The 14,760-nt window shown below is 67.8% G+C and carries 14 protein-coding genes and 1 tRNA gene; 8 read left to right on the top strand and 7 right to left on the bottom strand.

Translation table 11 applies throughout. From position 1 onward, the window contains the following. Positions 1–3: 3 nt before the first annotated feature. Entirely contained in the window at positions 4–138 is a 135-nt protein-coding gene (locus SOM26_RS03155) for a hypothetical protein (protein WP_320451298.1), read from the bottom strand. Positions 139–222: 84 nt separating this feature from the next. Between SOM26_RS03155 and SOM26_RS03150 the strand changes: the two genes are divergently transcribed. The 5 genes from SOM26_RS03150 to SOM26_RS03130 all read left to right on the top strand — a co-directional run bounded on the left by SOM26_RS03150 (position 223) and on the right by SOM26_RS03130 (position 6,133). Then, positions 223–297: transfer RNA gene (locus SOM26_RS03150), tRNA-Thr, on the top strand. A gap of 129 nt (positions 298–426) precedes the next feature. Then, positions 427–1,719, top strand: coding sequence for a dicarboxylate/amino acid:cation symporter (locus SOM26_RS03145; RefSeq protein ID WP_320451297.1), 1,293 nt, complete (start codon positions 427–429; stop codon positions 1,717–1,719). A 73-nt stretch (positions 1,720–1,792) separates the two neighbouring features. After that, positions 1,793–3,913 (top strand): transglycosylase domain-containing protein, encoded by a 2,121-nt coding sequence (locus SOM26_RS03140; RefSeq protein ID WP_320451296.1) that lies wholly within the window; start codon positions 1,793–1,795, stop codon positions 3,911–3,913. A gap of 301 nt (positions 3,914–4,214) precedes the next feature. Next, complete coding sequence (locus SOM26_RS03135; protein ID WP_320451295.1) at positions 4,215–5,216, top strand: threonine aldolase family protein; 1,002 nt, start codon at positions 4,215–4,217, stop codon at positions 5,214–5,216. Continuing rightward, on the top strand, positions 5,213–6,133 hold the full coding sequence (locus SOM26_RS03130) for a DMT family transporter (RefSeq protein ID WP_320451294.1): 921 nt from the start codon (positions 5,213–5,215) through the stop codon (positions 6,131–6,133). The genes SOM26_RS03135 and SOM26_RS03130 overlap by 4 nt, the downstream gene beginning before the upstream one ends. Here SOM26_RS03130 and SOM26_RS03125 read toward each other — a convergent pair. Beyond that, complete coding sequence (locus tag SOM26_RS03125) at positions 6,043–6,858, bottom strand: Rossmann-fold NAD(P)-binding domain-containing protein (protein ID WP_414712019.1); 816 nt, start codon at positions 6,856–6,858, stop codon at positions 6,043–6,045. The two genes, SOM26_RS03130 and SOM26_RS03125, sit on opposite strands and share 91 nt — an antisense overlap. A 170-nt stretch (positions 6,859–7,028) precedes the next feature. Next, positions 7,029–8,741, bottom strand: a complete 1,713-nt coding sequence (locus SOM26_RS03120; RefSeq protein ID WP_320451292.1) for a M28 family metallopeptidase — start codon at positions 8,739–8,741, stop codon at positions 7,029–7,031. 127 nt (positions 8,742–8,868) lie between these two features. Here SOM26_RS03120 and pepN point away from each other — a divergent pair, with 127 nt between their 5' ends. Then, entirely contained in the window at positions 8,869–11,472 is a 2,604-nt protein-coding gene (gene pepN, locus SOM26_RS03115) for an aminopeptidase N (RefSeq protein WP_320451291.1), read from the top strand. Between the two features lie 125 nt (positions 11,473–11,597). Here pepN and SOM26_RS03110 read toward each other — a convergent pair whose 3' ends face one another. The 3 genes from SOM26_RS03110 to SOM26_RS03100 form a co-directional block, all read right to left on the bottom strand. Continuing rightward, positions 11,598–12,521 (bottom strand): alpha/beta hydrolase, encoded by a 924-nt coding sequence (locus SOM26_RS03110; protein WP_320451842.1) that lies wholly within the window; start codon positions 12,519–12,521, stop codon positions 11,598–11,600. Between the two features lie 226 nt (positions 12,522–12,747). Further along, positions 12,748–13,107: a tRNA-binding protein gene (locus SOM26_RS03105; protein WP_320451290.1), complete on the bottom strand. Its 360-nt coding sequence runs from the start codon at positions 13,105–13,107 to the stop codon at positions 12,748–12,750. Beyond that, positions 13,094–13,765 (bottom strand): glutathione S-transferase family protein, encoded by a 672-nt coding sequence (locus tag SOM26_RS03100; RefSeq protein WP_320451289.1) that lies wholly within the window; start codon positions 13,763–13,765, stop codon positions 13,094–13,096. Before SOM26_RS03100 ends, SOM26_RS03105 begins: the two co-directional genes overlap by 14 nt. 124 nt (positions 13,766–13,889) lie before the next feature. On the opposite strand from SOM26_RS03100, the gene SOM26_RS03095 reads away from it, so the two are divergent. Then, the gene (locus SOM26_RS03095) at positions 13,890–14,207 is read left to right on the top strand and encodes a hypothetical protein (RefSeq protein ID WP_320451288.1); all 318 of its coding nucleotides are present in this window, start codon (positions 13,890–13,892) and stop codon (positions 14,205–14,207) included. Between the two features lie 35 nt (positions 14,208–14,242). Here the strand turns inward: SOM26_RS03095 and SOM26_RS03090 are convergent, their stop codons facing one another. After that, on the bottom strand, positions 14,243–14,428 hold the full coding sequence (locus SOM26_RS03090) for a hypothetical protein (RefSeq protein WP_320451287.1): 186 nt from the start codon (positions 14,426–14,428) through the stop codon (positions 14,243–14,245). Here SOM26_RS03090 and SOM26_RS03085 point away from each other — a divergent pair. Beyond that, positions 14,427–14,760 (top strand): hypothetical protein (locus tag SOM26_RS03085; protein ID WP_320451286.1); only part of this gene is annotated, 334 nt, incomplete at its 3' end. The two genes, SOM26_RS03090 and SOM26_RS03085, sit on opposite strands and share 2 nt — an antisense overlap.

Raw genomic sequence — 14,760 nt, 5'->3', positions numbered from 1 at the left:
CGATCAGGCGCGCTCGTCCGATGGCGGGCGCGCGGGTGCATCCTCGCCCTCACCCACCTGCCGGGCCTGGGCCTTTCGCCGCTTCAGATTTTCCCGGAGCGCCGCTGCCAGCCGCTCCGCGCGTTCGTCCTTTGCCATGGCATTTCGCATAATCCGCACAAAGGTCGCTTGACAATGCCCGCCCGATCGTCTCTAGGCGCGCTTCCGCGGTCAAACGCGAGTGCTGCCGTAGCTCAGTGGTAGAGCGCATCCTTGGTAAGGCTGAGGTCGTGAGTTCAATCCTCACCGGCAGCACCATTCTCCCCCAGGCCCGATCGGGCCAGCCCCATGCGGGGCGGGATAGCGGAGATCAGGACATGGGGAGCTTTCCTCCCCCCACACAAAACTTGGTTGGGATCGTTTCACCGGCTTGTTAGCTATGGTCGGATGAAATTCCGTTTTTCCTTCGGGGCGCAGGTGTTTGTCGGCATGGCCGTCGGCCTGTTGCTCGGCCTGCTCGCCCGGTCGCAGGGTATCGCCGGCCTTGCCGAGGCCCTGCGTATCGTCGGCGAAAGCTTCGTCCAACTGCTCAAGGTGCTGGTCGTGCCGCTGGTGTTCACCGCCATCGTCGCCTCGATCGCGGCGCTGCGCGACCTGAACAATGCCGCGCGGCTGGTCGCCGCCACCTTCATCTGGTTCGCCATTACCGCGCTGATCGCGGTCAGTATCGGGCTGACGCTGGGCACCGTCCTGCAACCCGGCCTCCATGCGGGCATCGCACCGGGCAGCGCGGTCAGGCCCGACACGGCCGGGTCCTGGCTCGATTTCCTGCGCGGGCTGATCCCGTCCAATATCCTAGGCCTGTCCGCCTCGACCAGCGCGGGCGATAACGGCGCGCTCAAGACCGGACTGTCGTTCAACATCCTGCAGATCATCGTCATGGCGGTCGCGATCGGCGTCGCCGCCGTTCGGGTGGGCGACAAGGGCGAGGGCTTCCTGTCGTTCAACGCCTCCGCGCTCGCCATCTTCCGGCGCATCCTGTCCTGGGTCATCCGGCTGACCCCGATCGGCTCGGGCGCGCTGCTGGGCAATGCGATCGTGCGCTATGGGTGGCAGTCGCTGTCCGCGCTCGGCAGCTTCGCGCTGGCGGTCTATATCGGGCTCGGCCTGGTGCTTTTCGTCGTCTATCCGCTGCTTCTGCTGGCCAACGGGATGTCGCCCAGGCGCTTCTACGCCGCGGCCTGGCCCGCCATCCAGCTGGGCTTCGTCTCGCGCTCGTCGATCGCGACGCTGCCCGTCACCGAGGATGCGGTCGAGCGGCGGCTGGGCGTGCCGCGCGCCTATTCGGCCTTTGCCGTACCCTTTGCCGCGACCACCAAGATGGACGGGTGCGCCGCCATCTATCCCGCCATTTCGGCGCTGTTCGTCGCGCAATATTACGGCCTGCCGCTGCATGTCGGCGATTATGTGCTGATCGTGCTGGTGTCGGTGCTGGGCTCGGCGGCGACGGCCGGGCTGACCGGCGCGGTCGTGATGCTGACGCTGACCCTGTCGACGCTGGGCCTGCCGCTGGAGGGCGCGGGGCTGTTGCTGGCAATCGATCCAATCCTCGACATGGGGCGGACCGCGATCAACGTGGCGGGCCAGGCGCTGGTCCCGACCATCGTCGCGCACCGTGCCGGGCTGATCCAGGACACGCCCCCCGCGGACCGCTTGCCCGAGGTGCCGCAAACAGGGTAAACGCGTGCATGAGCTTGCGCGCGGTGTTCTGGTTGAGTAATACACGCGAGTGGCCGACCGCCGGAACCCTGTAATGCGCCCCGATCCGTTCAATCCCGACCGCACCCCGCTGGACCGTCCGTACGAGCCGGTCGGACCCCATTATCCGCTCTACGACGCCGAGACGCAGAGCTGGTCCTTCGGCTCGGACGACGAACCGCCGGAGACGGGGCGCCCGCGTCGTCGTATCCGCTGGGGCCGGTGGATCATGCGGGGGCTGGGCGCGGGGATCATCCTGCTGGTGATCGCGATCATCTGGCTGGCGATCACCGCACCACTGTCGCGCTCGCTCCAGCCGCCGACCCCGCCCTCGATCACGCTGACCGCCGATGACGGCACGCCGATCGCGCGGCGCGGTTCGATCATCGGCGCGCCGGTCGACGCGGCCAAGCTGCCCGCCCATGTGCGCGAGGCGTTCATGGCGATCGAGGACCGGCGCTTCTATTCGCACTGGGGCGTCGACCCGCGCGGCATCCTGCGCGCCGCCTGGCACAATTTCGGATCGGGCGGCGTGCGCGAAGGCGGCTCGACCATCACGCAGCAGCTGGCGAAGAACGCCTTTCTCGATTCCGACCGCACGGCGGGCCGCAAGATTCGCGAGGCGATGATCGCCTTCTGGCTGGAGGCGTGGCTGACGAAGGACGAGATCCTGTCGCGCTATCTGTCGAACGTCTATTTCGGCGACAATGTGTACGGCATCACCGCCGCCTCGAAGCATTATTTCGGCCGTACGCCCGACAAGCTGAACATCGGCCAGGCGGCGATGCTGGCGGGGCTGGTCAAGGCGCCGTCGCGGCTGGCCCCCACCACGAACCTGAAGGGTGCGCGCGCACGCCAGGCCGTCGTCGTGGCGGCGATGGAGGATGCGGGCTTCCTGACCAAGCGCGAGGCCGACGCCGTCCAGCCGCAGCGCGTGCTCGCCTCCCGGCCCGAGACGCTGCCCAGCGGCACCTATTTCGCCGACTGGGTGCTGCCCGAGGCGCGCGACCAGGCGGGCGAGATCAAGACCGAGGCGACCGTCCAGACGACGCTCAATCCCCGGTTGCAGCGGGTTGCCGAGCGCGCGGTGCGCAGCGCCGGGCTGAACCAGGCGCAGGTCGCGCTGGTCGCGATGCGCCCCGATGGCCGCGTCGTGGCGATGGTCGGCGGCAAGGATTATTCCAAGAGCCCGTTCAACCGCGCCACCCAGGCCCGCCGCCAGCCCGGATCGGCGTTCAAGCTGTTCGTCTACCTTGCCGCACTGCGCTCGGGCATGACGCCGGACTCGACGATCGAGGACGAGCCCGTCGATATCGCCGGGTGGAAGCCGCGCAACGCCGATGGCCGCTATCTGGGCAAGATCACGCTTCGCCAGGCCTTTGCCCGCTCGTCCAACGTCGCCGCCGCGCGGCTGACCCAGGCGGTCGGCGTGAAGTCGGTCATCAAGGCGGCACGCGATCTGGGCATCACCACGCCGATCCCCAACGAGGCGACGATCGGCCTTGGCACCTCGACCGTCAGCCTGTTGGAGTTGACCGCCGCCTATGCCGCGGTCGCCAATGAAAGCTATCCGGTGGCCGCACGCGGGCTGTCCGACGTCAAGGACAAGGGCTGGTATCAGTCGCTGACCAATCGCAAGACGGGCTTCTCCTCGGCGGTGCATGACGGGATGCTCGACCTGCTGTCCTCCTCGATCAAGACGGGGACGGGGCGGCAGGCGCTGCTGACCGTCGATGCCTATGGCAAGACCGGCACGACGCAGGATTCGCGCGACGCGCTGTTCGTCGGCTTCGCGCGCGACCTGGTGGTGGGCGTGTGGGTCGGCAATGACGACAATACGCCCAATCCCGGCCTGTCGGGCGGCGGCGTGCCCGCGCGCATCTGGCGTGCCTTCATGCAGTCGGCGCTCGACATCCCGCCGGTGCCCGCGCCGGTGGTGCAGCAAGAGGTCGACCCGGACGCGATCAGCAACGGCCTCGACGAAGACGCCGTGCCCGTAGAGGCCGACCCGGTGGGCGAGATCATCCAGGGGCTGGGCATCGACCTGCGCACCGGCGAGGACGGGTCGATCACCGTCGGTCCTGGCCGCCGCCGCGATCGCCCCGGCCCCGGCCCCGACGATCGCCGCCCCGACGACCGCCGTGGGCCCGACGAAGGCGATGGTGGCGAGGAGTAGGGCAGAAGCTTGCCAAGCTGACGGCGGCGAACGGCGATCGGTGCTTTCGTTCGGCCAGGGGATCAGCGGGGTTTTGGCGAGCTTGGGGATTCATCGCTGGCGGTGTCCCCTCCCCCCGGCCCCCTCCCGCCTGCGGGAGGGGGAGCGCATGTGGCGGCGTTTTCCTCCCCTGCAAGGAGTAGGTGGCAGGCCGAAGGCCTGACGGAGGGGTGTTACCCTCTCGACAGCCCCCCCCCCGCTGCCCCCCTCGATGGGGCACCGGTGTTGACCTGATCCGCCGCCTCCCCCAAACGCTGGGGCCATGCGCTTTTTCTCGGACAATGCCGCCCGTATCCACCCCAAGGTGATGGCCGCCATCGCCGGTGCCGACCAGATGGACAGCCCCTATGACGGCGACCGCTGGTCCAGGGCGCTGGACGCGCGCTTGTCCGATCTGTTCGGGACCGAGGTGGAGGCGCTGTGGGTGCCCACCGGGACGGCGGCCAACTGCCTGGCGCTGGCCGCGCTTTGCCCGCCCTATGGCGGCGTGGTCTGTCATCGCGACTCGCACATCCAGAATGACGAGGGCGGCGCGCCCGAATTCTACACCCACGGCGCCAAGCTGATGCTGGCCGATGGCGAAGGGGCCAAGCTGACCCCCGACACGATCCGGACCGTGGTCGACGCGATCGCCAACGACGTCCACCGCGTCCAGCCGCACGCGATCTCGATCACCAACGCCACCGAATATGGCCGCGTCTACAACCCCGACCAGGTCGCCGCGATCGGCACGCTGGCCAAGGAACGCGGGCTGGGCTTCCATATGGACGGCGCACGCTTTGCCAATGCGGTCGCCCGGCTGGGCTGCACCCCCGCCGCGCTGACCTGGCAGGCCGGGGTCGACGCGCTGTCCTTCGGCTTCGTCAAGAACGGCGCGATGAGTGCCGAGGCGCTGGTCTTCTTCAAGCCCGGCTTGATCGACGCCACCCGCCGCCGCCGCAAGCGCGCCGGGCTGCTGATGTCCAAGGGCCGCTATCTGGCCGCGCAGGTGCTGGCGATGGTCGAGGACGATCTGTGGATCGCCAACGGCGCGCTCGCCAATGCCTGTGCCGAACGGCTGGGCGCGGCGGCGGGCAACCGACTGATCCACCCGGTCGAGGCGAACGAGGTCTTCCTGCGCGCCACGCCCGACGAGGCCGCGAAACTGCGCGCGCAAGGTTTCGATTTCTATGACTGGGCGGAGGGCGAGATCCGCCTCGTCACCGCCTGGGACACCGATGCGGGCGCGGTCGGCCGCCTCGCCGACGCGATCGCCGCCTTATGAGTTCGTTCGACACCGGCCCCCGCTCGACCCGCGCCGCGGTCCTGATCCCCTTTGCGATCGTCACGCTGATCTGGGGATCGACCTGGCTCGTCATCCGCGACCAGATCTCGGTCGTGCCCGCCACCTGGTCGGTCAGCTATCGCTTCCTGATCGGCGGGCTCGCCATGGGGGCCTTTGCGCTGGCCCGGCGCGAGAGTTTTCGCCTGGGCACCACCGGCTGGCTGTTCGCCGCCGGGATCGGGCTGTTCCAGTTCGTGCTCAATTTCAACTTCGTCTATCATGCGGAGGGTTACATCACCTCCGGCCTGGTCGCGGTCGTCTTTGCGATGCTGCTGATCCCCAATGCCGCGTTCGCGCGTATCTTCCTGGGCCAGCGCATGGGGCGGCAGCTGCTGGTCGGCTCGGGGATCGCCATGGCGGGCGCGGCGCTCCTGTTCTTGCACGAGGCGCGGGTCGATCCCGCCGGACCCGCCCGCGCGCTGACCGGTATCGCGCTGACCATCGTCGCGATCCTGTCCGCCTCGACCGCGAACGTCATGCAGGCGACCAACACCGCCAAGCGTTTCCCGATGCATGCGACCCTCAGCATCGCGATGCTGGTGGGATCGGCGCTGGACGCCGTCATCGCCTATACACTGAACGGCCCGCCGGTGTTCGAGATGCGCGCGGGCTATATCCTGGGCATCCTCTATCTCGGCCTGTTCGCCTCCGCGCTGGCCTTCCCGCTCTATTACCGCGTGCTGCGCACGATCGGCCCGGCCAAGGCGGCCTATTCCAGCGTCATCGTGCCCGTCATCGCCATGAGCCTGTCGACGGTGTTCGAGGGTTATCGCTGGTCGCTGCTGGCGGGCGCGGGTGCGGGCGTGACCGCGATCGGGCTGGTCATCGCGCTCAGGGCACGCAGGCCCAACCGGTAATCGGGATAGCGCGGGCGCCAGCCCAGCACCCGCTTGGCCTTGCCGTTCGCCACGCGCCGGTTCTCGGCATAGAAACCGCGCGCCGCCGCCGACAGGCTGTCCAGCGGCACCAGCGGCGGCGGCGGCAGGCCCGCCAGCTCGGCGGCATAGGCGACCACCGCATCCTGGTCGCAAGGGTGATCGTCCGCCAGGTTGTACGCCCCGGCCGGGCCATCGAACCCGGCGATCACGCCCGACACGATGTCGGCGATATGCACCCGGCTGAACACCTGACCGGTCAGCCCGACCCGGTGCGCACGACCGGCTCGAACCCGGTCGATCGGCGAGCGGCCAGGACCATAGATGCCGGGCAGGCGAAACACCCGCGCGCCCAGGGTCTGCCAGTCGGCATCCGCCACCGCCCGCGCGACGCGCCGCCCCGAGCCGATCGCCGCCGTCTCGTCCACCCACGCGCCGCCTGCATCGCCATAAACGCCGGTCGAGGACAGATAGCCGAGCCAGGCATCCGATTTCACGAGATGCGCGCCATAGGCGACCAGCACCGGGTCCGCCTCTCCTTCGGGGGGGACCGAAGACAGGATATGCGTGGCGGCGGCGATCTCCGCCTCCACGCGCGCCCGGTCGTCGAAACGCACCGTGCCGCCGCGACCGTCACGCGTCGTTCCCGCAACGGACCAGCCGCGCCCTTCCAGCAAGGCCGCCAGATGACCGGCGGCATAGCCCATGCCGAAGACGAACAACTTACTCACCCTACCTCCGTTCGCACTGAGCGAAGTCGAAGTGCACGTCCCCGACGAGCCACTTGGCAAAGGCCATCCCTTTGGCCTTCGACTACGCTCAGGCTGAACGGACGGGAGGGAGATTTGGCTTCAAACAGCCGAAACGCTCCCGTTCCTCACTTCGCCATCGGTCCCTTGTAGAGCGTGCCGAAATAATCGCCCTTGTTCCACACCGGCCGCTCGGGCGCGTCGGCGATCTCGCGGGCGATCGCGTAGTTCACGCTGACGAAGCGCGGCCCCTGGCTCCAGTCGATGCCCTGGTCGACCTCATCGCCCGGACGGTGATAGCGGTGGCTCATAAAGTCCTCGACCGCCGCCTTGCCCGGCCCGGCCTGACCCGGCCACAGGAAGACCGAGGGGATGCCCTTCTGCACGAAGCGGAAATGGTCGGAGCGTACGAAAATCCCCTCCTCGGGCATCGGATCGGGTGCGACGGGCAGGCCCATCGCTCCCACCGCCTTGCGCACGATCGGGCCCAGCGTCGAGCGATCGGCGCCGAACACCACCATGTCCTCGAACTTGTAGGTCAGGATCGGCATGTCGAGATTGACGTCGGCGACGATCGACTTCAGCGGCACGGTCGGGTGGTTGGCGAAATAGTCGGAGCCCACCAGCCCCTTCTCCTCCGCCGTCACCGCCAGGAACATCACGGTGCGCTTGGGCGGGGTGGCGGCGGTCTTGAACCGCTTGGCCTCCTCGATCAGGCTGGCGATGCCGATGGCGTTGTCGAGCGCGCCATTGTTGATCCGGTCGCCATTGCCGCCTTCATTGGTGCCGATATGGTCGAGATGCGCCGACAGGACGACCACCTCGTTCTTCAGTTTCGGGTCGCTGCCCGGGATCAGGCCGATGACGTTGCTGCTGTCCATCGGCTTGAAGCTGGTCTTCGACGCGACGGTCATCGTACCGCGCGCGACCAGCGGCTTATAGGCGGGCTTCGGCGCGGTGGCGGCCTTCATCACCGCGTCCCAGTCCTTGCCGAACAGCTTGGCCGCGCCCGCCTGCGACAGGGTGCCGAGCACCGGGGTCGAAGGCGTCATGGCGTGCGCGGTGCCGTCCGGGTTCGCCCAGGTCACGCGCGGCGCATTGTAGAAGCGGGCCAGCGCGGCGAAAGGCCGCTGGCGCGGTCCGGCGCGCGGCATGTCGATCTGGATCGCGCCGACCGCGCCCCTGGCCGCGGCCAGCGAAGCCTTGTTGCCCGCCGAGCCGAAGAAAGCGCGCGCCTCGCCGTCCAGTCCCTCGGGCGTGCCGGGGACGAAGGCGACGATCTTGCCGCGCACATCGACGCCCTTGTAATCGTTCAGGCCATATTGCGCGGCGTCGATGCCGTAACCGACGAAGACGACCGGCGCGCTGACGCTCGTCTCGCGCTTGTCGGGCACGGGCGACGGCACGAAGTCCTCGGCGAAGACCAGTTCCTGGCCCTGGCCACCGACGGGCGTCCACATCGCGCTGCCCTTGTCGGCGACGTTGTACGCGACCAGCTGCACCTTCTGCAGGAAGCCGCCATCGTCGCCGCCGGGACGCAGGCCCGCCGCATAGAATTGCGCCGCGACATATTGCGCGGCGATGTCATAGTCGCGCGTCCCCGCCTCGCGACCCGCCATGGCGTCGGATGCCAGGAACATCACATGCGCCTTCATCGCGGCCTGATCCTCGGGCAGCGCGGCGGTGACGATGGCATTGCGTTCGGCGGCGCTACGCTGCGGTGCCGGGGTCGCCGCCGGGGCAGGGGCGGCCTGAATATGGTCGTAGCCATGATCGTGATCGTGCGCGAAGGCGGCGGTGGACAGGAGAAGAAGCGGCAGCAGAGCCGTCATGCGCGACATGCAGGACCTTTCGGGACAGGATATGACACAGGCGTAACACGCCGCCTTGCACGATCAACCCCCGCCCGCCGCCGGGGCACGTCGATTTTCATGGGCCTGCGATCACCGGACGGGCTATAGTCCGGCCATGGACATTCAGCGCAGCGCCGCCCAGCCCAGCATGACCCCCGCCGCCATCCGGCGCGAGGATTACAGCCCGCCTGCCTGGGCCGTGCCGCAGGTGTCGCTCGACTTCACGCTCGACCCGTCCGAGACGCACGTCCGCGCCACGCTGACCGTCGAGCGGCACAGCCCCCACGGCGAACCGCTGCGCCTGGACGGGGCGGGCCAGACGCCGCTGTCGGTCATGGTCGACGGCGTGGACTGCCAGGGTTGGCGGATCGAGGGCGAACAGCTGGTCATCGACCTGCCCGGCGACGCCCATGTCGTCGAGACCCATGTCGTCATCGCCCCCGACCGCAATACGCAGCTCATGGGCCTCTATGCCTCGGGTGGCAATCTGTGCACCCAGTGCGAGGCCGAGGGGTTTCGCCGTATCACCTGGTTCCCCGACCGCCCCGACGTGCTGAGCGTCTACCGCGTGCGCATGACCGCAGACGCCCGGCGTTTCCCGGTGCTGCTCGCCAATGGCGATCCGGTGGCCAAGGGGGTGAACGAGGATGGCACCCATTGGGCCGAGTGGCACGACCCCTTCCCCAAGCCCTCCTATCTGTTCGCGCTGGTCGCGGGCGACCTGGCGGTCAATGCGTCCACCTTCACCACGATGAGTGGCCGCGTCGTCGATCTGGGCATCTGGGTCCGCGCCGCCGATCTCGCCAAGACCGACCACGCGCTCGAGGCGCTGAAGCTGTCCATGGCCTGGGACGAGCGGGTCTATGGTCGCGAATACGACCTGGACGTGTTCAACATCGTCGCGGTCGACGATTTCAACTTCGGCGCGATGGAGAATAAGGGGCTGAACATCTTCAACAGCCGCTACATCCTGGCCGATCCCGACACCGCGACCGATTACGACTATGACGCGATCGCCGCCGTCGTCGCCCACGAATATTTCCACAACTGGTCGGGCAACCGGATCACCTGCCGCGACTGGTTCCAGCTTTCCCTGAAGGAAGGCTTCACCGTCTATCGCGACCAGTGCTTCTCCGCCGACCAGGGTTCGGCGGCGGTCAAGCGGATCGAGGATGTGCGCGGCCTGCGCGCCAGCCAGTTCCCGGAGGATTCCGGCCCGCTGGCGCATCCGGTGCGCCCCGAAAGCTATATCGAGATCAGCAATTTCTACACGGCCACCATCTACAACAAGGGGGCCGAGCTGATCCGGATGATGGCGACCATGCTGGGCCCGGTCAGGTTCCGTGCCGCCACCGACCTGTACTTCACCCGCTTCGACGGTACGGCCGCCACCTGCGAGGATTTCGTCGCCTGCATGGAGGAAGCGAGCGGCGTCGACCTGTCGCAATTCCGCCTGTGGTATTCCCAAGCGGGCACGCCGCGCGTCGCGGCGGGGCTTACCCACGAACCCGGCGGCGGTCGTGCCGAACTTCGCCTGGCGCAGCATATTCCCGCCACGCCGGGGCAGAGCGTGAAGCAGCCGATGCTGCTCCCGCTGAAGGTCCGGCTGTTCGGTGCGGAGACCGGTCGCCCGCTGACCGACGAAAAGCTGATCCTGCTCGACCAGGTGGCCGAGACGATCACCTTCGAGGCGATCACCGAGCGGCCCGTCCTGTCGATCAATCGCGGCTTTTCCGCCCCCATCGTGATCGAGAGCGACCGGACGCCTGCGGATCTGGCCTTTTTGTCGGCGCATGACGACGATCCCTTCGCCCGGTACGAGGCGATGCAGCAGCTGATGCTCGACACGCTGGTCGCGGGCACGATCCACGGCACGGTCGAGGCCGAGGCGGTGATCGACGCGGTCGCCCGCACCCTGAACGCCGAGGGGCTGGAGCCCGCCTTCCTGGCGGAGGCGGTGCTGCTGCCGTCCGAGAATTTCATCGGCGATCAGCTCGTCACCGTCGATCCCGACGCGATCCATATCGCGCGCGAGGCGCTGCGCACCCGGCTGGGCCAGGCGCTTGAGCCGACCTGGCGGCGGCTCTATGCCGAAATGGCGCAAGGGCCCTATGTCTATTCGCCCGACGCCAAGGGACGTCGCCGCCTGCGCAACGTGGCGCTGGGCTATATCGCCGCCAGCGGGGCGGAAGATGCCGCCGCCCTGGCCTTCGCGCAGTTTGAGGCGGCGGACAACATGACCGACCGGCAGGCGGCGCTGACCACGCTGGTCAGTTCGGATGCGTCCGAGCGCGAGGAGGCGCTGGCCCGCTTCCACGCCCGCTATGCCGACAATCCGCTGGTCCTCGACAAATGGTTCCAGACCCAGGCGCTGTCGTCGCGTGACGATACCGGTGCGCAGGTCACGCGGCTGGCCGAGCATCCCGACTTCACCCTCGCCAACCCCAATCGCGCGCGCGCGCTGCTGGGGGCGTTCGGGGTCAACCAGCGCGCGTTCAACGCCGCAGACGGCGCGGGCTATCGCTTCCTGGCCGACCAGCTGATCGCGCTCGACCGGCTGAACCCGCAGACCGCGGCCAAGCTGCTGCCGCCGCTCGGCCGCTGGCGCCGATTCGACACCAAGCGGTCGCGCCTGATGTGTGCCGAGCTGATCCGCATCGTCGGCACGCCCGGCCTGTCCAAGGACCTGTTCGAGCAGGCGTCGAAGAGCATCGAATAATCCTCCCCGTACCGGGGAGGGGGACCGCCCGCAGGGCGGTGGGGGGCCTCCTCCCGCGATTCCCTCTGTGGCGCGCGCCCTCCACCACCGCTACGCGGCGGTCCCCCTCCCCTTGCAGGGGAGGATTAATTGGCCTTTTGGAACCCCTCCATCACCATCCAGCGATAAAAGGCGTCGAACCAGCCGGTACTGGTCGTCTTCTTCGGATACATGCCGAAGCCGTGGCCGCCCCGGCCGTACAGGTGGAACTCGACCGGCTTCTTCGCCGCCATCCAGGCATCGATCAGCCCGAAGCCCTTGCCCGAAAACAGCGGATCGTCGGCGGCGATCGCGGCGAACATCGGCGGCGCGGCGGCGGGCACCGTCATCGGCTGGAGCGGGCCATAGATGTCGCCGATAAAGGCAGGCCTAGCCTGTCCGTCGAGCACGGTCGCCACGGTCAGCATCGCGCCCGCCGAAAAGCCGACCATGCCGATCCGGTCGGGGTCGACCTTCCACTCCCCCGCCCGCTGACGGACCAGCGCGAAGGCGGCGCGGGCGTCGGCGATCTGGGGGGCGAGGCCCTTCAGCGCGTCTTCCGGGCTGGGGCGCGATGCGGGGCGTGCCACGCTGGAGAACATCGCGGTCATCGACTTTTCGAATTCGCCCATATCGGCGGGCGTCTGGTTCAGCCGATATTTCAGGACGAAGGCGGCGATGCCGCGATCGGCCAGCGCCTTGGCCACGTCCCACCCTTCATTCTGCATCGACAAGGTGCGGAAACCACCACCCGGCGCGACGATGACGGCGGTGCCGGTCGCCTTGGCCGGATCGGGCAGGAAGGGCGTCAGCGTCGCTTGCGTGACGTTGCGGGCAAAGACGCTGTTATACTGACTGTGCCAGCTTTCCTTCACGGTCGCACCGGGCAATGGCCCGGTGTTCAGCGGAATGGCGGTTGCTTGCGCGGGTATGGCGATCGGTGCCATCTTGTCGCCCTGCGCCACGGCAGGTGCCGCCACCGAGAGCGCTAGCAAAGCGGCCAGCGCATGGCTGGCCCAGCGATTGGTCATCATATCCCCTCCTGTCCTCCGCGGGTTTGTCCCGCGGTCGGATGGGGATGGTACGCTTTGCCCCGACAGGCGCAAGCAGAAATGGTAAGGCTAACAGTTTTGGAAAGCCAAGGGGTTAGCGTGAGGCGTGGGCTTCGACTTCGCTCAGCCTGAACGGGGTTGAGTACTCAGTACCCGTCCCCCACTTCCGTTCAGCCCGAGCGAACTCGAAGGCCAAGGGAAACCCTCAGAACAAACGCCCCCCATTGGGCACCGCCAGATCGGGCGCGATCAGCACCACCTCCCCATCCGCATCGGGAAAGCCCAGCGTCAGCACCTCGGACATCATCGGCCCGATCTGGCGCGGCGGGAAATTGACGACCGCCGCCACCTGCCGCCCGACCAGCGTTTCCGGCGTATAGTGCCGGGTGATCTGCGCCGAGGATCGCTTCACCCCCAGCCCCTCGCCAAAATCGATGGTCAGCTTGATCGCGGGCTTGCGCGCCTCGGGAAAGGGTTCGGCGGCGATGACGGTGCCGACACGGATGTCGACCGCCAGGAAGTCGTCGATCCCGATGCGGGCGGCGGGCGAGTCAGAAGTCGACATTGTCGTAATGCGACGGCGGCGTGACCATCTCCATCCTCTCGGACAGCAGCGGGCGGAAGGAGGGGCGGCTCTTCAGCCCGCGATACCAGCGCGCGGTCTGCTCATGCCCCTTCCAGTCGATACCACCCAGATAGTCGGCGACCGAAATCTGCGCGGCCGCCGCCAGATCGGCCAGGCTCATCGTCGCGCCGCCCAGCCAGTTGCGATGGTCGAGCAGATAGTCGGTATAGTCGAGATGCCCGACCGCGGCCTTCATCGCTTCGCGCAGCCCCTTGGCATCGGGGCTGCCGGTGCGCGCGACGCGCTTGACCATGCGTTCGTGGAGCAGCGGGCCGGTCACGTCCTGATAGAAATGCGTGTCGAACCACGTCACCAGCCGCCGGATCTCGGCGCGGCCGACCCCGGTGCCGTTGATCATCGCCGACTTCTCGACCGTTTCCTCGAAAAACTCGCAGATCGCCATGGAGTCAACCAGCAGGACGCCGCGCTCTTCATCGACCATCACCGGGGTTTGCCCGGCGGGGTTCATGTCGAGAAATTCGTCGCGCCGCTGCCAGGGCGACTCGCGGACCAATTCGTAACCCACGCCCTTCTCGCCCAGCAACAGCCGGACCTTGCGCGAAAAGGGACAGAGCGGGAATTGATAGAGTTGCCACATGGGGCCCATCTAAGCGTCGGGGGGCCGCTCCGCCAAGCCCGCGGACACGCTTTTCACCCTTTGGTGCGCGCGGGGCGGCGCAAGGCGTCCGCACAAGTCCGCCAAACTGCGCTAAGGAGCGGCCATGGCACGCAAGAACCGCTATCTGACGGCAACCATGGCCGATGGCTATGTGAAGACGATCGGCCCGACCTCGCAGCCCTTCACCCATTACTGGCGGATCGTCGCCGATCTGGGCAGCGGCAAGATCGAAGTGTTCTGGGGCCATGCCAAGTCGCGCAAGGCGGCGATGGCCAACGATGCCGCAATGGCCGAAGCGGTCCGGCAAAGGGGGTGGGTCGGTTACCGGTTCGAGGTGGTCGAACTGGTCGAGACGGATGCGCCGCCCGAAGGCCCGAAGAATTCCTCCCCTAAAAGGGGAGATGGCAGGGCGAAGCCCTGACGGAGGGGTGACCCTGCTGTGATCATCCCCCTCCGTCAGCTTTGCCGTTCCCCTTGCAGGGGAGACGCCTGGCTTTTTTCTTCGGCTTTTTCCTGGCCCGAAGCGTCCGAAACGACCGGCCCTGCCAAACGCAAGTCGCGGCCCGCGCCGTTGACGGTGTTGCAGGCCGTCAGCGTCAGCACGGCAAACAGGGTGGCACCCAAAGCGATCTTCTTGGTCATGGCGATCTCCTCTTTCAGAAAGGGATGCGGCGGGCCCGATCCGCCGGCCCGCTGCGGGTACTCAGCGCAGGCGGCGGCACGCGGCCGACGTTGTACCAAAGGTGGAGCCACCGGCACCGACCAACAGCGCGAGCATCAGAGCGCGGGCGCACGTGCGCTGGTCGTGTCGCGGCTGGCCGATCCGTCCAGCCGCGATTGGTCACTGCGCTTCGTACAGCCGGTGAGTGCGGACCTGGTCGTCACGCCACTCGACCGGTTGATCAAACCGGTCGAGCAGGCGGTTCGCAGCGCACCTGATGTAATCGCAGCAGCGAACAAGGTCGGTCGCATCC

Source organism: Sphingomonas sp. CFBP8993, assembly GCF_034044895.1.
Lineage (GTDB): Bacteria > Pseudomonadota > Alphaproteobacteria > Sphingomonadales > Sphingomonadaceae > Sphingomonas.
The sequence above is the reverse complement of the archived record's forward strand: the minus strand, read 5'-3'. Positions and strand labels throughout refer to the sequence as shown.